The 18,026-nt window shown below is 41.6% G+C and carries 23 protein-coding genes; 14 read left to right on the top strand and 9 right to left on the bottom strand.

What is annotated here, in order from left to right; translation table 11 throughout:
• Positions 1 to 10: 10 nt before the first annotated feature.
• The 5 genes from rplV to rpsQ are packed head-to-tail and all read left to right on the top strand — an operon-like array spanning position 11 to position 1,930.
• On the top strand, positions 11 to 343 hold the full coding sequence (gene rplV, locus V7783_RS11195) for a 50S ribosomal protein L22 (protein ID WP_004588690.1): 333 nt from the start codon (positions 11 to 13) through the stop codon (positions 341 to 343).
• 11 nt (positions 344 to 354) lie between these two features.
• Complete coding sequence (gene rpsC / locus V7783_RS11190) at positions 355 to 1,056, top strand: 30S ribosomal protein S3 (RefSeq protein WP_054206128.1); 702 nt, start codon at positions 355 to 357, stop codon at positions 1,054 to 1,056.
• Between the two features lie 12 nt (positions 1,057 to 1,068).
• Positions 1,069 to 1,482, top strand: coding sequence for a 50S ribosomal protein L16 (rplP, locus tag V7783_RS11185; protein WP_064667756.1), 414 nt, complete (start codon positions 1,069 to 1,071; stop codon positions 1,480 to 1,482).
• On the top strand, positions 1,482 to 1,673 hold the full coding sequence (gene rpmC / locus V7783_RS11180; RefSeq protein ID WP_054552371.1) for a 50S ribosomal protein L29: 192 nt from the start codon (positions 1,482 to 1,484) through the stop codon (positions 1,671 to 1,673). Before rplP ends, rpmC begins: the two co-directional genes overlap by 1 nt.
• Positions 1,673 to 1,930 (top strand): 30S ribosomal protein S17, encoded by a 258-nt coding sequence (rpsQ, locus tag V7783_RS11175; RefSeq protein ID WP_210795942.1) that lies wholly within the window; start codon positions 1,673 to 1,675, stop codon positions 1,928 to 1,930. The genes rpmC and rpsQ overlap by 1 nt, the downstream gene beginning before the upstream one ends.
• Before the next feature lie 520 nt (positions 1,931 to 2,450).
• On the opposite strand, the gene V7783_RS11170 is transcribed toward rpsQ, so the two are convergent.
• Both V7783_RS11170 and V7783_RS11165 read right to left on the bottom strand, forming a co-directional pair.
• Positions 2,451 to 2,642, bottom strand: a complete 192-nt coding sequence (locus V7783_RS11170) for a hypothetical protein (protein ID WP_442961365.1) — start codon at positions 2,640 to 2,642, stop codon at positions 2,451 to 2,453.
• On the bottom strand, positions 2,636 to 3,340 hold the full coding sequence (locus V7783_RS11165; protein WP_335678779.1) for a 2OG-Fe(II) oxygenase: 705 nt from the start codon (positions 3,338 to 3,340) through the stop codon (positions 2,636 to 2,638). The genes V7783_RS11170 and V7783_RS11165 overlap by 7 nt, the downstream gene beginning before the upstream one ends.
• A gap of 23 nt (positions 3,341 to 3,363) precedes the next feature.
• On the opposite strand from V7783_RS11165, the gene V7783_RS11160 reads away from it, so the two are divergent.
• A complete protein-coding gene (locus V7783_RS11160) occupies positions 3,364 to 3,762 on the top strand; it encodes an acyl-CoA thioesterase (protein WP_335678778.1) in 399 nt (132 codons plus the stop codon).
• Positions 3,763 to 3,780: 18 nt separating this feature from the next.
• Here the strand turns inward: V7783_RS11160 and glpD are convergent, their stop codons facing one another.
• The 6 genes from glpD to V7783_RS11130 all read right to left on the bottom strand — a co-directional run bounded on the left by glpD (position 3,781) and on the right by V7783_RS11130 (position 9,082).
• Complete coding sequence (glpD, locus tag V7783_RS11155) at positions 3,781 to 5,295, bottom strand: glycerol-3-phosphate dehydrogenase (protein WP_335678777.1); 1,515 nt, start codon at positions 5,293 to 5,295, stop codon at positions 3,781 to 3,783.
• A 58-nt stretch (positions 5,296 to 5,353) separates the two neighbouring features.
• Positions 5,354 to 6,862 carry a glycerol kinase GlpK gene (gene glpK / locus V7783_RS11150; RefSeq protein WP_335678776.1) on the bottom strand — a complete coding sequence of 503 codons (1,509 nt, stop codon included), beginning with the start codon at positions 6,860 to 6,862 and terminating at the stop codon, positions 5,354 to 5,356.
• 417 nt (positions 6,863 to 7,279) lie between these two features.
• Positions 7,280 to 7,528, bottom strand: coding sequence for a YdcH family protein (locus tag V7783_RS11145; RefSeq protein ID WP_335678775.1), 249 nt, complete (start codon positions 7,526 to 7,528; stop codon positions 7,280 to 7,282).
• A gap of 147 nt (positions 7,529 to 7,675) precedes the next feature.
• Positions 7,676 to 7,855, bottom strand: a complete 180-nt coding sequence (locus V7783_RS11140; protein WP_335678774.1) for a hypothetical protein — start codon at positions 7,853 to 7,855, stop codon at positions 7,676 to 7,678.
• 2 nt (positions 7,856 to 7,857) lie between these two features.
• On the bottom strand, positions 7,858 to 8,751 hold the full coding sequence (locus V7783_RS11135) for a TraB/GumN family protein (RefSeq protein WP_335678773.1): 894 nt from the start codon (positions 8,749 to 8,751) through the stop codon (positions 7,858 to 7,860).
• A 34-nt stretch (positions 8,752 to 8,785) separates the two neighbouring features.
• Positions 8,786 to 9,082, bottom strand: a complete 297-nt coding sequence (locus V7783_RS11130) for a hypothetical protein (RefSeq protein ID WP_335678772.1) — start codon at positions 9,080 to 9,082, stop codon at positions 8,786 to 8,788.
• 414 nt (positions 9,083 to 9,496) lie between these two features.
• Here V7783_RS11130 and V7783_RS11125 point away from each other — a divergent pair, with 414 nt between their 5' ends.
• The 8 genes from V7783_RS11125 to speD all read left to right on the top strand — a co-directional run bounded on the left by V7783_RS11125 (position 9,497) and on the right by speD (position 17,357).
• Positions 9,497 to 10,078, top strand: a complete 582-nt coding sequence (locus V7783_RS11125; protein WP_335678771.1) for an anthranilate synthase component II — start codon at positions 9,497 to 9,499, stop codon at positions 10,076 to 10,078.
• 55 nt (positions 10,079 to 10,133) lie between these two features.
• Positions 10,134 to 11,294, top strand: a complete 1,161-nt coding sequence (locus V7783_RS11120) for an HDOD domain-containing protein (RefSeq protein WP_335678770.1) — start codon at positions 10,134 to 10,136, stop codon at positions 11,292 to 11,294.
• A 382-nt stretch (positions 11,295 to 11,676) separates the two neighbouring features.
• Positions 11,677 to 12,882: an aspartate aminotransferase family protein gene (locus V7783_RS11115; protein WP_335678769.1), complete on the top strand. Its 1,206-nt coding sequence runs from the start codon at positions 11,677 to 11,679 to the stop codon at positions 12,880 to 12,882.
• Positions 12,883 to 12,970: 88 nt separating this feature from the next.
• Positions 12,971 to 13,987 carry an arginine N-succinyltransferase gene (gene astA / locus V7783_RS11110; protein ID WP_335678768.1) on the top strand — a complete coding sequence of 339 codons (1,017 nt, stop codon included), beginning with the start codon at positions 12,971 to 12,973 and terminating at the stop codon, positions 13,985 to 13,987.
• Between the two features lie 15 nt (positions 13,988 to 14,002).
• Positions 14,003 to 15,472: a succinylglutamate-semialdehyde dehydrogenase gene (gene astD, locus V7783_RS11105; RefSeq protein ID WP_335678767.1), complete on the top strand. Its 1,470-nt coding sequence runs from the start codon at positions 14,003 to 14,005 to the stop codon at positions 15,470 to 15,472.
• Between the two features lie 141 nt (positions 15,473 to 15,613).
• Entirely contained in the window at positions 15,614 to 15,961 is a 348-nt protein-coding gene (locus tag V7783_RS11100) for a DUF3802 family protein (protein WP_064668211.1), read from the top strand.
• An 81-nt stretch (positions 15,962 to 16,042) separates the two neighbouring features.
• Positions 16,043 to 16,456, top strand: coding sequence for an OsmC family protein (locus V7783_RS11095; RefSeq protein WP_335678766.1), 414 nt, complete (start codon positions 16,043 to 16,045; stop codon positions 16,454 to 16,456).
• An 88-nt stretch (positions 16,457 to 16,544) separates the two neighbouring features.
• A complete protein-coding gene (gene speD, locus V7783_RS11090; RefSeq protein ID WP_064668209.1) occupies positions 16,545 to 17,357 on the top strand; it encodes an adenosylmethionine decarboxylase in 813 nt (270 codons plus the stop codon).
• 218 nt (positions 17,358 to 17,575) lie between these two features.
• Here the strand turns inward: speD and V7783_RS11085 are convergent, their stop codons facing one another.
• Positions 17,576 to 17,974, bottom strand: coding sequence for a VOC family protein (locus V7783_RS11085; RefSeq protein ID WP_335678765.1), 399 nt, complete (start codon positions 17,972 to 17,974; stop codon positions 17,576 to 17,578).
• Positions 17,975 to 18,026 lie beyond the last annotated feature (52 nt).

The raw sequence follows: 18,026 nt of genomic DNA, 5'->3' as shown, positions 1-18,026 counted from the left end.
GGAATGATAAATGCAAGCATTAGCTAAACATAAATTCGCCTCTGGTTCGGCGCAAAAAGCACGTCTAGTTGCAGATCAGATCCGCGGGTTACCTGTCGATCGCGCACTAGAAATCCTGGCGTACAGCCCTAAGAAAGCGGCTGTATTAGTTAAGAAAGTACTTGAGTCTGCTATTGCTAACGCAGAGCATAACGAAGGTGCTGACATTGATGAGCTACGTGTAACAACGATCTTTGTGGACGATGGTCCAACAATGAAACGTATTATGCCACGTGCTAAAGGACGCGCAGACCGCATCCTTAAGCGTACAAGCCACATCACTGTTGTGGTTTCAGATAGCTAGGAGTATAAGTAATGGGACAAAAAGTTCATCCTACTGGTATTCGCCTAGGTATATCTAAACCTTGGGTTTCTACCTGGTACGCGAGTTCAAAAGATTTCTCTGCACAGCTTTTTGGCGATCACAAAGTACGTACATTCCTTACTAAGGAATTGAAAGCGGCTTCTGTGTCTAAAATCGTTATTGAGCGTCCAGCAAAATCAATCCGCGTAACAATCCACACGGCTCGTCCGGGTGTTGTTATCGGTAAAAAAGGCGAAGACGTAGAAAAATTACGTCAAGCGGTAACTAAGATTGCTGGTGTACCTGCTCAGATCAATATTTCTGAAGTACGTAAACCAGAACTAGATGCACAACTAGTAGCAGACGGCATTGCCTCTCAACTAGAGCGTCGTGTTATGTTCCGTCGCGCTATGAAGCGTTCGGTACAAAATGCAATGCGCATCGGTTCTAAAGGGATCAAAGTTGAAGTTAGCGGTCGTCTTGGCGGCGCAGAAATCGCACGTTCAGAATGGTATCGTGAAGGTCGTGTACCTCTACATACTCTTCGTGCTGATATCGACTACGCAACTTCTGAAGCCTTAACCACTTATGGTATCATTGGTGTTAAAGTTTGGATCTTCAAAGGCGAAGTTATTGGTGGTTTACCACTAGTACAAGAGCAAGAGAAGCCAGCTAAACGCGCACCAAAGAAAGCCAAGAAAAGTGCTAAGTAGAGGTAGCGAGTAATGTTACAGCCAAAACGTACAAAATTCCGTAAAATGCACAAAGGCCGCAACCGCGGTTTAGCGCAAAACGGTAACAAAGTAAGCTTCGGTACTTTCGGTCTGAAAGCTACTGGCCGTGGCCGCATGACTGCTCGTCAAATCGAAGCAGCTCGTCGTGCCATGACGCGTCACGTGAAACGTCAAGGTAAAATCTGGATCCGTGTGTTCCCAGACAAGCCAATCACGAACAAACCGCTTGAAGTTCGTATGGGTAAAGGTAAAGGTTCTGTTGAATATTGGGTTGCTGAAATTCAGCCTGGTAAAGTACTTTACGAAATGGAAGGTGTTTCTGAAGAGCTTGCTCGTGAAGCATTCAACCTTGCTGCTCGTAAACTGCCATTCAAAACAACTTTCGTAACTCGGACGGTAATGTGATGAAAGCAAGCGAACTAAAAGACAAAAGCGTAGAAGAGCTTAATGCTGAACTTCTAGGACTTCTTCGTGAGCAGTTTAACCTGCGCATGCAAGCAAGCACTGGTCAGTTAGCTCAAACTCACACGCTAAGAACAGTACGTCGCGATATCGCACGTGTAAAAACAGTTATTAACCAGAAGGCAGGTCAATAATGAGTGATAAAATTCGTACTCTTCAAGGCACTGTAACTAGCGACAAGATGGAAAAATCTTTCACTATCGCTATCGCACGTTACGTGAAGCACCCAATCTATGGGAAATTCATCAAACGTACGACTAAGTTACACGTACATGACGAAAATAACACAGCAAAAGCGGGTGACGTTGTTACTATCCGTGAATGCGCGCCAATCTCTAAGACTAAGTCTTGGACATTAGTAGACGTTATTTCTAGTCCAAAACAAGCTTAATTTTTAATTAAGTCTGTTTTATAAAAAGCCCCGGCATTAGCTGGGGCTTTTTGTTTTTAAAAAGCTATAAGCGGTAAGTTTTAAGCCGTAAGCCGTAAGCCGTAAGCCGTAAGCCGTAAGCCGCTCGGAGTGAAGTTGAACGCCTGAGTCTATTGAGGGCCTTGAAGAAAAGAACGTCACGAATATGCAGGTATAAAAATTCATACTACAGAAAAGCACTTCGCTAAATTTCCCTCATAAAAAACTACTTGACCTTAACCTAGCTCCAGCTTTTATGCTGTATTTTTTCACTCTGATTAAATGCTATGTGTCCGATTCAAAATTACCTTTTAAGCCTAGGCCTTACCGAATATAGACAATCTATAATGCAAGTTGTGGAGCTTGGTCGAGCGGTGGAGCGCTCAATTGCAAATAACAGTGAATTTGCAGCTGCTGCGTTAGCATGGGTTGAGCAACAAAAAAGATGCCCAACAATGACAAACAAAAGAGCATTAATTATATTCTTACTGCATAAATTGGGTTATAAAATTAAAGGGCAAAAAAGCCTTTGCAAATGCAAAGGCTGATGTTTTTCTGCGCTGACCGCTGACCGCTGACCGCTGACCGCTGACCGCTGACCGCTGACCGCTGACCGCTGACCGCTGACCGCTGACCGCTGACCGCTGACCGCTGACCGCTGACCGCTGACCGCTGACCGCTGACCGCTTAGGATTGAGGCTGTCCGTATATTTGCTCTGCGCGGTTAAATAGCACCCAAGAGGTTAAAATATACTTATCATTTGAGATGGGCTTATTACCTCGATGCGTGTGGGTAAAATAACCAGGGGCGACGACCATAGTGCCTTGCTTGGGAGCTATTTTACGCTCTTGGTAATAAAACTCTGTTTCGCCACCTTCCTCTACATCATTTAAGTAAAACATAAATAGTAGTACTCGATGCAGGGCGTCATTGTGGCCTGCTTGCGGATACACTTCGCTATGCCAATACGGATAACCGCCTTTATTTACTTGGTATTTCTGAGCCTGAATATTGCCAAGGCGAAATATTTGTTGCACTAACAAGGGCAGCTGGGGCTTGCCTATTTCATCAAAGTTAGCTTGGGTTAAATCAGTTGGCACTCCTGTTTTGGGGTGATAAACCTTTAAACCAAATGCACCTATCATCATAAAAATATGTTCTTCTAGGTATTTAAAAATATAGCCTGCAGTGGTTTGTTGAATATGTTTTAATTGCTCTGCATACTCAGGGTATGAACTTAAGTACAAGTCGTGACTATCTTTTTTTGCTAGATCGACCCCGCCAGATGTGATGCCTTGCTTTAGGTGCGGGCTTTGTTCAAACTCAGTGATAAAATTATCACAAAATTCTTTGCTTAGGGCGTTATCGTAAACGCGAATAAAGTCCGTCATGAGCTGCCTTTATTGGAATTATTATGTTTATAGAAAAAATTACACCGCGCTTTAGCGAAACAGATGTACTTGGCCATATCAACAATACCGTACTCCCAGTTTGGTTTGAAGCCGCACGGGCGCCTATTTTTAAATTTTTTACCCCGGATTTAAATCCTCAAGACTGGAAACTTATCATTGCTAAAATTGAGGTGTCGTTTGTCGGGGAGTTGTTTTACTCCCATGAAGTGAGTATTAAAACATCGGTAGAGCATATTGGCAGCAGTTCATTTATGCTTCGCCAAGAAGCGTGGCAACAAGATAAATGCTGCGCAATTGGTAAAACAGTGCTGGTACGTTACGACTTTGCCGCCAAAGCTAAGCAAGCTTTATCTAGTACTGAGAAAGCAGCCTTGCATGAGCATTTTATTGCCGCTTCTTAATGTGTAGTTTTTAACAAGTTATGCTAAGCCTTGTAGTAAGTAGTTATCTAAAGCAGTAACTTGCGCTTTACTAAAGCGCAGCCCGAACTTTGTTCTACGCCACAATATATCATCGCTGGTTGCTGCCCACTCTTTGTTAATTAGATAATCAACTTCTTGAGCGTATAGACCATAGCCAAAGTGACAACCTAAATCAGTCACAGCATTGCAATTACCTAGCAGTGCATTAGTTAGCGTGCCATAGGAGCGTATTAGCCTATTTAATAATAGCTCAGGCAACCAGTTATATTTTCTTTGCAGTTGCGCTACTAATGTCGCTTTGTCACTAAAATCTCCACCAGGTAACGACGCATTTTTTGTCCATGCATCGTTCATATGAGGATAAAATGGCGCGAGTTTATTTACTGCGTTCTCTGCTAGTTTTCGATAAGTAGTTATTTTACCGCCAAACACACTTAGCAAAGCAGCCTGATTATTATCATTATTTAATATCAGCTTATAATCTCGGGTGACAGCTTGAGCATCCGCTGAGTGGTCATCAAGTAAGGGGCGAACGCCACTAAATGTATGCACAATATCAGCCGCTACAATCGGGGTTTTAAAGTATTGATTGGTAATATTGATTAAGTAACTAATTTCTTGTTCGCTAATTTTTACATCTTTAATATTGCCGGTATATTCTTCATCCGTAGTACCAATCAAGGAATAGTCATCTTCAAAAGGGATGACAAAAATAATACGTTGATCTTCATTTTGAAGAATATAGGCACATGGCTCGTCATGAATACGCGGCACGACGATATGGCTGCCTTTGACTAAGCGAATATGTTGCGGGGATGGCTGAATAAATACATCATCAAACAATGACGCAACCCAAGGGCCTGCGGCGTTAACAATGCTTTTGGCTTTGATTTGCTGTTGTTGTTGTTGTTGTTGTTGTTGTTGTTGTGTCGTTTGTTGTTCTAGGGTTACATCCCAGTGTTTAAGGTTGCGCTGTGCCTTTATACAACGAGTACGCGTTGCTATGGTTGCTCCGTTTTGTTCGGCGGCAAGGGCATTTAAGATCACTAAACGTGCGTCATCTACCCAACCATCAGCATATTCAAACCCCTGTGAAATTGCGGCGTTAAGCACACTGTCTGTTGTGAAAGTAATCGATTTGGAGGCGGGTAGCGTGTCTCGTTTACCTAGATGGTCATAAATAAATAATCCCAGGCGGATCATCCATGGCGGCCGCAAATGTGACTGATGAGGAAGTCTAAACGAGAGCGGCCAAATAATATGCGGCGCTTTTTTTAATAACACCTCACGCTCTAACAATGCTTCTTTTACTAACCTAAATTGATAATGTTCTAAATAGCGCAGCCCGCCATGGATCAGCTTACTGCTGTTTGATGAGGTTGCTGAGGCTAAATCGTCTTGCTCACATAATAATACTTTTAAGCCTCTACCACTGGCATCTGCGGCAATACCAGCACCATTAATGCCACCGCCAATGACTAGCAAATCATATTCGTTATCGAGTAACTGCACGGGAGCACCTTTAAGTTGGTTGTTATTGCCAGATTATATTAACGCGATTAGCCGCCTGTTAATTCGCACTGTTATTCTGCTGATTATTAGCAAGCGTCACTTGCGCAATACAATGCAGCCATTTTGCATATAAATCGTTGCGCTCATCGCTGCTCATTGCTGGCTCAAAACGGCGGTCACATTGCCACATAGATGAAAGTTGCGCTGTTGATTCATAAACACCACTTTGCAGGCCTGCTAAATAGGCAACGCCAAGCGAGGTGGTTTCGGTTAAGGTTGGGCGTTCAACACTCGCACCTAAAATATTCGCTAAAAATTCCATAGCCCAGTTATTATTAGCCATACCACCGTCAACGCGTAATATACTGGGGCGCAAGCCATCTCCTTCCATCGCTTTTTGTAAATCTTTAGTTTGATAGCCCACTGATTGTAAAGCGGCTGCCACAATGGTGCTGATACCAGAATCTCGGGTAAGCCCTAAAATAGCACCTCGTGCATTGGCATCCCAATAAGGAGCGCCTAAACCTGTAAAAGAAGGCACTAAAAATACCCCATGATCTAAAGGAACCCCTTTAACCAGCGCCTCGCTTTCACCTGCGTGCTCCAGTAGCTTTAAACCTTCAACAATCCATTGCATGGTTGCACCGGCCATAAAAATACTGCCTTCAATGGCATAGGTTGGTTTACCGTTGAGTCTATAAGCGATAGTTGTTAGTAAGCGATTATTCGACTTGAGTGCTTTATCACCGGTGTTAAGCATTAAAAAACAGCCTGTTCCATAGGTGCTTTTTGCCATGCCTTCTTCAAAACAAGCCTGGCCAATTAAAGCGGCTTGCTGATCGCCCGCAATACCTCTGATCGCAATAGGAGCACCAAATAGTGCACTTGCTGTTAAGCCAAAGTCGGCTGCAGAGTCCATGACTTCAGGTAGCATCGAGGCTGGAATATCAAATAAGCAGAGCAGCTCTTCATCCCAGCATTGCTTATGGATGTTAAACAATAATGTACGAGAGGCATTGGTTGCATCGGTTTTGTGTACTTTACCGTCGGTTAATTGCCATAGTAAGTAGGTGTCTACCGTGCCAAAAGCCAGTTCACCGGCTGCTGCTTGCTCTTTAGCGCCAGCGACATTATCTAAAATCCAACGTATTTTGGTGGCAGAAAAGTACGGGTCGAGCAGTAAGCCTGTTTTATCATTCACGCTTTCACTGTATCCTGCATCACGTAAACTATCACAGTATTCACTGGTGCGCCGATCTTGCCAGACTATCGCGTTATAAATGGGTTTACCTGTCGTTTTATTCCATACTAAAGTGGTTTCACGTTGGTTGGCGATACCTATAGCTATAATTTCTTCAGCTTTTACTTGCTTATCAGCCAATGCTTTTTGCGCGCTGCTAATAACAGTTTGCCAAATGTCATCGGGGTTATGCTCTACCCAACCATTTTCAGGAAAATATTGTTGAAACTCTTGCTGAGCGGCAGCATATACTTGCGCATCTTTAGTAAATAGCACTGCTCTTGAGCTTGTTGTGCCTTGATCAATCGATAGGATATATTTAGACATTAACGGATAGTTTTTAAATGAATATGGGTTAGTTTGTATGCAATTTTGTTTATTCGCAATGACTTTTTAAATTGGTGAGATTTAAGACTAAACATAACCTTATGAAAAAATACCGCTTTATAATTTTGAAGCCCACTTTTGTGGGCGACTATACCCAAACCACCTCAAGATGCAGAATTCAGCGTTTCACAGGTGCTTAATATCAAGGCGTTACTTTGCAAGAATGGCAGTCCCTTTTAAGAAGGAACAACGATGAGAGTAAGTGCCTGTGAAACGCCCAACGGGTTGGTTTAAAAGCGATTTATACTGCGTTATTGATTTTAACAAGGGAATCACCATTCTTTGCAATCAATGCCTTGCCTAAACCGCTTTTAATTCCAACTGAAACTCGCATCTTGAGGTGGCTTGGGTATATAATTAAGACCCGCTAGCACTTACTAATTCTTTGTGTAGCCAATCTTTTAACTCTGCCCGTTCAATTTTTAGTTGTTGCATGGATTGATCATCAATCGGGGCATCTTGAAGTTCGAGTACCCGAACCTCCTTATCAATAGCATTATACTGCTTTGCTCTAGCCGCAAACTCGGAACTTCCTTTACTTAATGCGGTGATGGTATTTAGATGCTCAGGAAACTCTTTAGTTAATGAATGGTCTTCGCCTAACATATTTTGCTCCTTAATTATTAAATGCAGATGATGTGGGATATTTATTTTCCCCAACATAATAGAGCTTGGGCAATTATAGAATAAATCAAGAGGCGTACGCTGAAAGAGGCGAACTTCAACGTACGCGTTGGCTGCTGTTATTTAGCATCATAAGATGATAATGCTACCAATAGTGCATTGCGCAAAGCTATCCGCTGAGCTCAATACTTTATCGGCAGCTGTTTGTATATCCAAAGGTGCTGCATAACTTGGTAGCACAACACTTGCTAGCATCAAGCAGGCAAAAGCACACAAAAGGCTGATAGCTTGTTTATCTGTTTTGTTCATTATTATTCACCTGCAATCTCAAGCTGAGTAACGCTATAACCTTCCTCTGCGAGTAATGCGAGTAGATTGTGTTCACCGGCTAAATGAGCGGCGCCAACCAGCACTAACTCTTGTTGGTCATTGCCAAACATGGCTTTAACTTGAGGTAACCAATTGTGATTACGTTCTTTTAGTAACTTATCAAAAGTTGCAGGATCATCTTGGCGCATAGGTACTATCACTAATTTATTAAGGCTTTCAGTATCGCCGCTGCGCCATGCTTTCATCATGCCATCAAATAGGTTTGCGTAATCATCGAGTTGAGCTAGATTAGACTGAATGAATTTATCTTCGCTATTTTCACCCATCTCTTTAAAAAGCTGCAGTTGAAATTCCAGCGTTTCTAGATAGTGTTGTGTTTTTTGGTCACTACTTGCGCGTTTGGCAAAATAGGCATCAACACCATCACCAATTAGTTGCTGTTTTTGCAACTCCATCGACATCAAAATAACACTCACCATAAAGGGTCTAAAGCTGTTTAGTTCGTTTAAGCTAACGCCAAACTGTGCCAATTTTGTTTCTAGTTGCTCCTTAACTGCAGGGGAAAGTTTTTCACTTAAAGTTTCACCATTGCTATACGAAAGAGTTTGTAGCAGTGACATTTGTGCTTGGCTATCCGTAGGGTCGGGCATTTTAGCTTCTAAAATCACGGTGTCGCTTTGTTTATAAGCAAACTCAAACTCTGCGGGTAGTGGCATTTGGTCGCTAGGTAAAATATGCAGTGTGCCGCCAATATAAATATTGTCATCGCCTTTGCTTACTTGCCATACAGAAGATTGTGCCGCGACAGATAAGCTCAATAATGAGCAGCCAATAAACAAGCCTTTGCTGACTAAGTTTTTACTAAAATTGATCATACCTCATTCCTTTTTGATTATTCTGAATATCAAATTAGTTAAATAATTTTGCTAGTTGTGCAGAAACTTGCTGGTTCACCATTTTGATTGATTCATCTATTTGCGCACTAATAGCGGCATCAATTTTGTTTAATTGGTTTTCAAATGAAGTGTTAAAGTCTTGGCTAAAACTATAATCAACAGCAACCACTTCTGGCGTTTGTGGCATGCTTACAGCTTGCGAGTTGTTGGTATTGTCTGCTTCGTTTGCCATTGCAGTCGCACTGAATAAAGTGGCTATAACAGTACTTACTAATAGAGTTTTGGTCGCTGCTTTAGTGAATGATTTCATGATTTGTTCCTTCATATTTAGTCTAGTTTGCCATCCATAATGACCGGGATGTGTAATGTAATATTTACCGTTTTGTTCGCTAGGTTATAGCGATGAGTAAATATTAGAGGGCAGCAGCAATAAAGTCGCTTATCTAGCTATGAGCAATTTAATCATAAGGTTTTTAATTTTAAATATGTTTTAAATTATGTGTTTAGGTTGAAACCTTATTTGGATTATAAGGTTTTTTTTTTAACTATTTTGGCTTGTTGACGATACTTTGGCGGTGAGTTTTTAACTGCTGTAAAAAATGTTAGACGTTAGATGCAGTTTTTCAATCGACAATTAACTGAAAATTCTGTGCTATTGAGTTAGAATGCGCCTCAATTACTCCCTTGCCTTGCAACCTTTAATTACCAATGAGTTACTAACCTGATGTTGTTAATGATCGACAATTATGATTCGTTTACCTATAACTTAGTGCAATACTTTCAGCGCTTAGATCAAGAGGTGCTAGTAAAGCGCAATGATGAGATCACGGTTAGTCAAATAGCGCAGTTGAACCCGCAGCATATTGTGATATCGCCAGGGCCATGTACGCCAAACGAGGCGGGTATATCTTTGGATGTGGTTGCAAAATTGAAGGGGCAGTTGCCAATTCTAGGAATTTGCTTAGGTCATCAAACCATTGCTCAGGCATTAGGTGCAAATGTTGTTAGAGCTAAACAAGTGATGCACGGTAAAACCTCACCAATTTATCATGCTAATCAAGGTGTATTTACTGGTTTGCCGAATCCATTAACGGTATGTCGTTATCATTCATTAGTGGTTGAGAAAAATAGCCTGCCAGATGAATTGCAGATCACAGCTTGGACCGAAACAGAAAATGGCCAGTTTGATGAAATAATGGGCTTAGTTCATAACAGCTTAGCGTTAGAAGGGGTACAATTTCATCCTGAGGCTATTTTAACTGAGCAAGGGCTCGAATTACTTGCTAACTTTTTAACTCGGTTCTAGGCTTATGCTAACAAACGTAATTACTCCTTTAATTTTTATATAAAGACAATAATGAATGACAGATGAAGTGCGCCAACAAAGGATTGCCAAAGCATTAGAACAACGAGCTCATGACCTGTTGCTTGGGCATAGCTTTGCGCAGCGTCAAATTGGTTATATCCATACCTTAGAAATTGACTACGGCGAAGCAATGGAGCAGCGCACTTTACTTGAAGTTGAAGTTGCCGCAGAAAAAATACGTAAGTTATCTAGCACAGCTCATCATAAATACCGGGCTCAAGCCAGTCAGCAGCTACATCAAGTTATTGATACTGCAATGAGTAAGCAGCTAGCCGATATAGACACTGTACTGCATGAAACGATTGGCATTGAAGATAATGTCCCCGCAATTTTAGACATACTCGCGGTAAAATCTGCATCGGTAGGGCGCATTGAGCCGTTAGTAAAAGATCTAACCTGGCTGGGGCGTGAATTAGTCACTTTTGTCAACTTACCTTATTATCGCGCACAACGTAATAAACACACCTCGGTTAAAGTTGATAATCCGTCTTTAGCACTGCGCTATATCGGTTTAGATAATTTGCAGTTTGTTGTGCCTACCTTCGCGGTGCGTCATTGGATGCCGCACAGTACTGAACCATTTCCATTGTTAAAGCGCCGCTTACGTGATAATTCAATGGCCTGCGCTATTGCTGCGCAAGAGTTGGCAAAGCTTAATGGAATCAATGAAGTTCATGCATTTACCTTAGGTATGCTACTGGATGTGGGGAAAATAGCCTTGATCAGGCTATATCTTCGTACATTCGAACGAGTGTGGCAAAGAAAAGTGGCAATGGCCCGCGAAGAACAACACAAAGATTTACACACTGCCTTATTAGAGTTGAAGCCAGATCCGCTATTTTTAAGTACTTTACTTAATCAGCATGCGCTTAAAGTGACTGCAACGGTGATTGAGAAAATGGCATTTCGGTATTTGCCATTTAATGCTGTGCTATCGCAATTGGTTAATGGTGTGGCAAAAGGTGACTCAGCATTGCCGCTAACAATGTTGATACGCAAAGCACGCTGCTATAGCCAAGCTGTTAGTTTGAGTGCCCACCAGTTACTAGAAAGTGATGAAAAATCACTCTGGTTTAATTATGTTGGACTGTCTAAGCAGGAGCTTGAACAGCTAGAAAAAACCAATTTGCAGCATTTTCATATTAAAATTGACTAATTTTATAAATTTTTTGTTAATTTTTTTACGACTATTCATTCATCATTAATTTCGACTCTTATCCACTTTTTATCTGTCCAAGCGCTGCTTGGCGTGTAGTGGGGCTGCCTTATCGAATAAACAACCCCATTATTCACTATTCAGATAGTTATTCACTATCTCTGAAATAATATCTCAATCCCTTTAATAACAAGGGCTGCATGAAAGTTTTCTAAGAGACAACAGCAAAAAACTCTGAAATAATGACCGTCTGAAAATTGAACCAGAGAGTATTTTTTGGCAATTTAAGCTATGCTGATTTACGCCAAAAGAGATGGTATTTCACACCATCATCGAGCCTATTTTCACGCTCTCTGTGAGATCACAATTAAGAGGATATAAAATGACAGTCAATCGCGAATTATTTGATCAAGTAATGGTTCCTAACTACGCACCTTCAAGCGTTATTCCTGTTCGTGGTGAGGGGTCACGCGTTTGGGATCAGCAAGACCGTGAATATATCGATTTTGCCGGTGGTATTGCTGTTAACTGTCTAGGTCATTGTCATCCAGCATTAGTTAAAGCATTAAAAGAGCAAGGCGAGAAAATCTGGCACGTAGCTAATGTAATGACTAATGAGCCAGCTCTGCGTTTAGCTAAAAAGCTAGTAGATGCGACATTTGCTGAAAAAGTCTATTTTGCCAACTCTGGCGCTGAAGCAAATGAAGGTGCACTAAAATTAGCGCGTCGCGTAGCACTTGAAAACTTCGGTGAACAAAAATCACAAATCATCGCTTTCAACAAAGGTTTCCATGGCCGTACATTCTTCACTGTTACTGTAGGTGGTCAAGCTGCTTATTCTGATGGCTTTGGTCCAAAACCAGGCGATATCGTGCATTGTGACTTTAACGATTTAGATGCTTTTGAAGCGCTTATCTCTGATAACACGTGTGCGGTAATGATGGAACCTCTGCAAGGCGAAGGCGGCATTATTTCTGCTACTGATGAATTTGCTAAAGGCGTGCGTGATTTATGTACTAAACATAATGCATTGCTTATTTTTGATGAAGTACAAACTGGTGTTGGCCGTACTGGTGAGCTTTATGCGTACCAAGGTTTGAATGTAACTCCAGATATTTTAACTACAGCTAAAGCGCTTGGTGGCGGTTTCCCAATTGGTGCGATGATCACCACAACAGAAATTGCTAAGCATCTTAAAGTCGGTACGCATGGCTCTACTTATGGCGGTAATCCATTGGCATGTGCTGTTGGTGAAGCAGCCTTTGATACTGTAAATACACCTGAAGTACTCGCTGGCGTTAAAGAAAAAGCTGCATTGTTTAATGAGTTACTCACTGCAATTAACGATAAGTACCACGTGTTTTCAGAAATTCGTGGTCAAGGTTTGTTAATTGGCGCAGTAGTGACTGAGCAATTTAAAGGTCGCGCTAAAGAGTTTTTAGTGGCTGGTACTGCTGAGGGCGTGATGTCTTTAGTCGCTGGTGCTGATGTAGTACGTTTCACACCATCTTTAGTGATCCCTGAAGCGGATATCCGCGAAGGTATGGCACGCTTTGAAAAAGCGGTTGCCAAAGTTGTGAACGGTTAAGCAACACGTCTCATCATAATAAGGGCAGGCAGCAAGCTTGCCCTACTATTCCTAATTTACCGTTATTTATAAGGGAGCAAGCGGACTCATGATGATCCTTCGCCCAATCCAGCAATGTGATTACCCAGCTTTATTGAAAATTGCCCACGAATCAGGGCATGGTTTTACGTCTTTACCTAATAACGAAGAGTTATTACAAAAAAAGATTGACCATTCTATAAGCTCATTCGCAAAAAGTGCATCTCACCCAGGTGATGAAGGTTACTTGTTTGTTCTTGAAGATAGCGAAACTGGTGAGGTAGTTGGTACCTCTGCAATAGAAGCTGCGGTAGGTTTAGATGATGCGTTTTATCATTATCATTTAAGCAAAGCTATTCATTCATCTCGTACATTGAATGTATATAAAGCAGTTGATATTTTAACTTTGTGTAATGACTACACAGGGGCAACAGAGCTTTGTACGCTGTTTTTAAAAGATGGTTACCGTAAAAATAATAACGGTAAGCTGCTTTCAAAAGCACGTTTTATGTTTATCAAGCAACACCAAGAGCGTTTTGCTGAAACCGTTATTGCAGAAATGCGCGGTGTTTCGAACGAGCAGGGCAATAGCCCATTTTGGCAATGGCTTGAAGAGCACTTTTTCTCAATGGACTTTCCAACAGCGGACTACTTAACTGGCATTGGCCAAAAAGTATTTATTGCTGAACTTATGCCGAAGTACCCAATTTACGTCAACTTATTAAGTAAAGACGCGCAAGCGGTAATTGGTAAAGTGCACAATAACACGCGTCCAGCGATTGAGTTGTTAAAAAGTGAAGGCTTCACTTTTAATGGCTACGTTGACATTTTTGATGCCGGCCCAACCGTTGAAGCAAAAGTTGATAACATTGCCACTATTCGTAATGCCAAAAACTTTACCGTAAAAATTGGTGATAACAGTGGTGACACTGCTGTGATGTTAGCCAATGAAAAACTTAATGACTTTAGAGCAACCGTTGCACAACTAAACTTTGATGCAACCAGTTCAGAGCTTACATTGTCTCAAGCAATGGCCGATGCGCTGCACTTACAAGCGGGCGATTTAGTTACCGCAACAAGCTTATAATTTAGGAGAAAGTACATGACTCATCCTGCACAATTTATTAATGGTCAATGGTCACAAGGCCAAGGCGATGCATTTAATTCAGTAAATCCAGCCAATAACGAAGTTATTTGGCAAGCGAACTCAGCGACCAGCGAGCAAGTTGATACGGCTGTAAATTCAGCGCGTACAGCATTTTATAGCTGGGCAGACAAATCCTTTGCAGAGCGCCTAGCGATAGTAAAAACGTTTGCTGAGACGCTAAAAGAACACAGCGAAGAGCTAGCGGTAGCGATTGCCTTAGAAACCGGCAAACCGCTATGGGAAACTCGCACTGAAGCGGGTGCTATGGTTGGCAAAATTGCTATTTCTGAAAAAGCCTTGTTAGAGCGCACCGGTGACGTTGAAAACCCAATGCCACAAGGTCGTGCGATGATCCGCCATAAACCACATGGTGTTGTAGCCGTGTTTGGCCCGTATAACTTTCCGGGTCACTTACCTAACGGCCATATTGTGCCTGCATTATTAGCGGGTAATACCGTGGTATTTAAACCATCAGAGCTGACCCCAGCGGTGGCAGAGCTTACACTTAAGTTGTGGGAAAAAGCCGGTTTACCAGCAGGCGTAATTAACCTTGTACAAGGTGAAGTTGCAACGGGTAAAGCATTAGCAGCCCATAAAGGTATCGATGGTTTATTCTTTACTGGTTCATCACGCACGGGCCATATTTTACATGAACAGTTTGCCGGTCAACCGGGTAAAATATTAGCGTTAGAAATGGGGGGTAATAACCCACTTATCATTACTGATGTTGCGGACACTAAAGCAGTTATTCACGATATTATTCAATCAGCGTTTATCTCTAGTGGCCAGCGTTGTACTTGTGCACGTAAATTGTTTTTACCAGCAGGTGAGCAGGGCGATGCAATTTTAGCCGGTTTAATTACTGCCACAAAAGCGATTAAAGTGGGCAACTACGATGACGCAGAGCAACCATTTATGGGCTCGATGATTTCATCTGCTGCCGCTTCAGGCATGGTAAAAGCACAGCAACAACTTGTTGAGCTTGGTGCTGAGGTGTTAGTTGAGCTTAAGCACACTGAAAATACAGGTTTTGTAACGCCAGGTATTATTGAGTGTACTAATGTTGCTAACTTCCCTGATGAAGAGCATTTTGGGCCGTTATTAAAAGTATTCCGCTTTACTGACTTTGACAGTGCAATAGATAAAGCCAACGATACTAGCTTTGGTTTATCAGCAGGCTTGCTCAGTGATAATGCTGCAGATTACGACCATTTCTTACGTCGTATCCGTGCTGGTATTGTTAACTGGAACCGTCCAATTACGGGAGCTTCAAGCGCAGCACCATTTGGTGGTATTGGCGCATCGGGTAATCATCGTGCTAGTGCATACTATGCAGCTGATTACTGTGCATATCCAGTGGCTTCCGTTGAGCTTGAAAAAGTAGCAATGCCGGCAACATTAAGCCCAGGCTTAAAAATCGATTAATCGATTTTTCTAAACTAGTAATAAACCACTAAAAAAGCAGCCATGGCTGCTTTTTTTGTATTGGTTAAGGTTCAAAGGTAGCAATTAAAAGCGCTTTCTGCTTAAATCAGTAGAGTCGTGTTTAATTAGGTGTGAAGAAATATGGTTTTAGATAGGCAAGGGTATGATGATTTGATCATGTACCTTACTCAAAATTTAGCATTATTTGAGAAGTCCGGCGAAATAAAACCAGGCGCTCCTACTATTATGGAGCTGATTGAAGATGATATTGCTGAAAATGTCATGCTGATATGTCAGCAGCATACTGAGCTTACCACTGAACAACGTAGCCAAATTGTGCGTGAAGTTGATGGTATCGTATACGATTTACAAGAAGTGCTCAGCAGTGTCACCAGTAATCAAGTCACCATAGAGCAGCATGCCTTTATTGACGAGTTTGCCGCACTGGTAAAAAACCTCTTTGATAGCGCCGTTGTTGAAAGTGCCTAATCATTCCAATTATCGTTTTTAATTTGCAACTGTGTGTGACTTCCTTACAATCAAGGAAATAACTTCTTTGAGAGTCATAAAATGCAAGCGAATGTAAAATGGGTTGAAGGCGATACCTTCCTAGGTCGTTCTAATTCTGGTCATAATGTGGTGTTTGATGCTGGTAGCGATAGCGCCGCACCGAGCCCAATGGAAATGGTGTTAATGTCGGTTGGTTGTTGCTCATCGGTCGATGTGGTGAGTATTTTAAAAAAAGCCAAACAAAACTTCTCTGATGTACAAGTACAACTAAGCGCTGAACGCGCTGAATCTGCCCCACGAGTATTTACTAAGATTAACTTACACTTTGTCGTGACTGGCGATAACGTCTCTGAAAAGCACCTTGCGCGTGCTGTGCAGCTTTCGGCAGAGAAGTATTGTTCAGTGGCATTAATGCTTGATAAAACAGTAGAAATTACCCACTCACACGAAGTTATCCAAGAACAGGGAAAATAACGCTTTTTCCTGCGGTGAAATTCGTATAAAATCCGCGAACTTTTCATTCTGCTCTGGCAGATTTCACTTGTTTATAGGTTGGTTTATCATGAACAAACCCTTCGATAAAATTAAACTTCATGGCTTTAATAACTTAACCAAGAGTTTAAGCTTTAGTATTTACGATATTTGCTATGCAAAGACAGAGCAACAACGTAAAGAATATATTGAATATATCGACGAACAGTATAGTGCTGATCGACTAACCGATATTTTAGGTGAAGTAGTGGATATTATCGGTGCGAATATCTTAAATGTTTCGCGTCAAGATTACGATCCACAAGGTGCTAGTGTAACGATTCTGATTTCAGAAGAGCCAATTGAACAACAGCAAACTTATGACGTAGATGAAGCGCCAGGTCCATTACCTGAAACCGTGGTTGCTCATTTAGATAAGAGTCATATCTGTGTTCATACGTACCCTGAAGCGCATCCTGATGATGGTATTTGTACTTTCCGTGCTGATATCGAAGTTTCTACCTGTGGCATTATTTCGCCTCTTAAAGCGCTGAACTTCTTAATTCATAGCTTAGAGTCTGATGTTGTAACAATTGACTACCGCGTACGTGGTTTTACCCGTGATGTAGATGGCGTTAAGCACTATATTGATCACGCGATCAATTCAATTCAAAACTACATGACCGAAGATACCAAAGAAGCGTACCAAATGATGGACGTGAACGTGTATCAAGAAAACTTGTTCCACACTAAGATGATGCTAAAAGAGACCGATTTAAATACCTATTTATTTGGTGTCACTACTAGCGACTTATCTGAACAGGAAGAAGAAGAAATTCGTTCTAAGTTAACCCGCGAGATGCAAGAAATCTTCTACGGTCGTAACTTACCTGAAACAGAATAAGCTAAGCTTGTTTTAAAAACGGCGTGTAACGAAAGTTATGCGCCGTTTTTGTATGTGGGTTATTGCGATAGTTAGTGTGAGTAAAGCTTACGAGTAACGCAGTATTAATTTTATTACCGTAGCTTGGGTTAGCATAACGAAACCCGAAAAACCATTACCTCCAGTGATTGTGGCTATCACAGGTAGGTCGTGATTTATCGCGACAACTAAACTCCTTTTTAAATCAATTGCAGTAAGTCCCATTTATTACCGTATAAATCTTCAAATACCACCACGGTGCCGTAGGTTTCTTCGCGGGGTTGTTCATTGAATCGAATGCCATTTTTTTGCATCATTTTATAGTCACGCCAAAAATCATTGCTGTGTAAAAATAAAAACACGCGACCACCAGTTTGATTGCCTACAGAGTCTAATTGCTGTGGCGTACTAGCTTGTGCAAGAAGTAAGTTAGTGCCATTCGAATTAGGGGGAGAGATTAATACCCAGCGTTTGCCATTACCAAGGTCGGTATCTTCTATTAAATCAAACCCCAATTTTTGAGTGTAAAAAGCAATGGCATCATCATAACTTTCAACGACTAACGCGATGCTTCCTATGTGTTGTTTTATATTAGACATTGACCTACCTTACGAATTAATAACTGTGTCTAGGTGTTTTACCAGAACAATA

Source organism: Pseudoalteromonas sp. (assembly GCF_036960685.1).
GTDB lineage: Bacteria > Pseudomonadota > Gammaproteobacteria > Enterobacterales > Alteromonadaceae > Pseudoalteromonas.
Note: the sequence above shows the minus strand (reverse complement) of the source record. Positions and strands in the feature narration are given on the sequence as shown.

What these genes read in the sequence shown, in the direction of transcription:
- rplV (WP_004588690.1), top strand. Translation starts at nt 11, where the DNA reads ATGCAAGCATTAGCTAAACATAAATTCGCCTCTGGTTCGGCGCAAAAA.
- rpsC (WP_054206128.1), top strand. Translation starts at nt 355, where the DNA reads ATGGGACAAAAAGTTCATCCTACTGGTATTCGCCTAGGTATATCTAAA.
- rplP (WP_064667756.1), top strand. Translation starts at nt 1,069, where the DNA reads ATGTTACAGCCAAAACGTACAAAATTCCGTAAAATGCACAAAGGCCGC.
- rpmC (WP_054552371.1), top strand. Translation starts at nt 1,482, where the DNA reads ATGAAAGCAAGCGAACTAAAAGACAAAAGCGTAGAAGAGCTTAATGCT.
- rpsQ (WP_210795942.1), top strand. Translation starts at nt 1,673, where the DNA reads ATGAGTGATAAAATTCGTACTCTTCAAGGCACTGTAACTAGCGACAAG.
- V7783_RS11165 (WP_335678779.1), bottom strand. Translation starts at nt 3,340, where the DNA reads ATGACGGACTTTATTCGCGTTTACGATAACGCCCTAAGCAAAGAATTT.
- V7783_RS11160 (WP_335678778.1), top strand. Translation starts at nt 3,364, where the DNA reads ATGTTTATAGAAAAAATTACACCGCGCTTTAGCGAAACAGATGTACTT.
- glpK (WP_335678776.1), bottom strand. Translation starts at nt 6,862, where the DNA reads ATGTCTAAATATATCCTATCGATTGATCAAGGCACAACAAGCTCAAGA.
- V7783_RS11145 (WP_335678775.1), bottom strand. Translation starts at nt 7,528, where the DNA reads ATGTTAGGCGAAGACCATTCATTAACTAAAGAGTTTCCTGAGCATCTA.
- V7783_RS11140 (WP_335678774.1), bottom strand. Translation starts at nt 7,855, where the DNA reads ATGAACAAAACAGATAAACAAGCTATCAGCCTTTTGTGTGCTTTTGCC.
- V7783_RS11135 (WP_335678773.1), bottom strand. Translation starts at nt 8,751, where the DNA reads ATGATCAATTTTAGTAAAAACTTAGTCAGCAAAGGCTTGTTTATTGGC.
- V7783_RS11130 (WP_335678772.1), bottom strand. Translation starts at nt 9,082, where the DNA reads ATGAAATCATTCACTAAAGCAGCGACCAAAACTCTATTAGTAAGTACT.
- V7783_RS11125 (WP_335678771.1), top strand. Translation starts at nt 9,497, where the DNA reads ATGTTGTTAATGATCGACAATTATGATTCGTTTACCTATAACTTAGTG.
- V7783_RS11120 (WP_335678770.1), top strand. Translation starts at nt 10,134, where the DNA reads ATGACAGATGAAGTGCGCCAACAAAGGATTGCCAAAGCATTAGAACAA.
- V7783_RS11115 (WP_335678769.1), top strand. Translation starts at nt 11,677, where the DNA reads ATGACAGTCAATCGCGAATTATTTGATCAAGTAATGGTTCCTAACTAC.
- astA (WP_335678768.1), top strand. Translation starts at nt 12,971, where the DNA reads ATGATGATCCTTCGCCCAATCCAGCAATGTGATTACCCAGCTTTATTG.
- astD (WP_335678767.1), top strand. Translation starts at nt 14,003, where the DNA reads ATGACTCATCCTGCACAATTTATTAATGGTCAATGGTCACAAGGCCAA.
- V7783_RS11100 (WP_064668211.1), top strand. Translation starts at nt 15,614, where the DNA reads ATGGTTTTAGATAGGCAAGGGTATGATGATTTGATCATGTACCTTACT.
- V7783_RS11095 (WP_335678766.1), top strand. Translation starts at nt 16,043, where the DNA reads ATGCAAGCGAATGTAAAATGGGTTGAAGGCGATACCTTCCTAGGTCGT.
- speD (WP_064668209.1), top strand. Translation starts at nt 16,545, where the DNA reads ATGAACAAACCCTTCGATAAAATTAAACTTCATGGCTTTAATAACTTA.
- V7783_RS11085 (WP_335678765.1), bottom strand. Translation starts at nt 17,974, where the DNA reads ATGTCTAATATAAAACAACACATAGGAAGCATCGCGTTAGTCGTTGAA.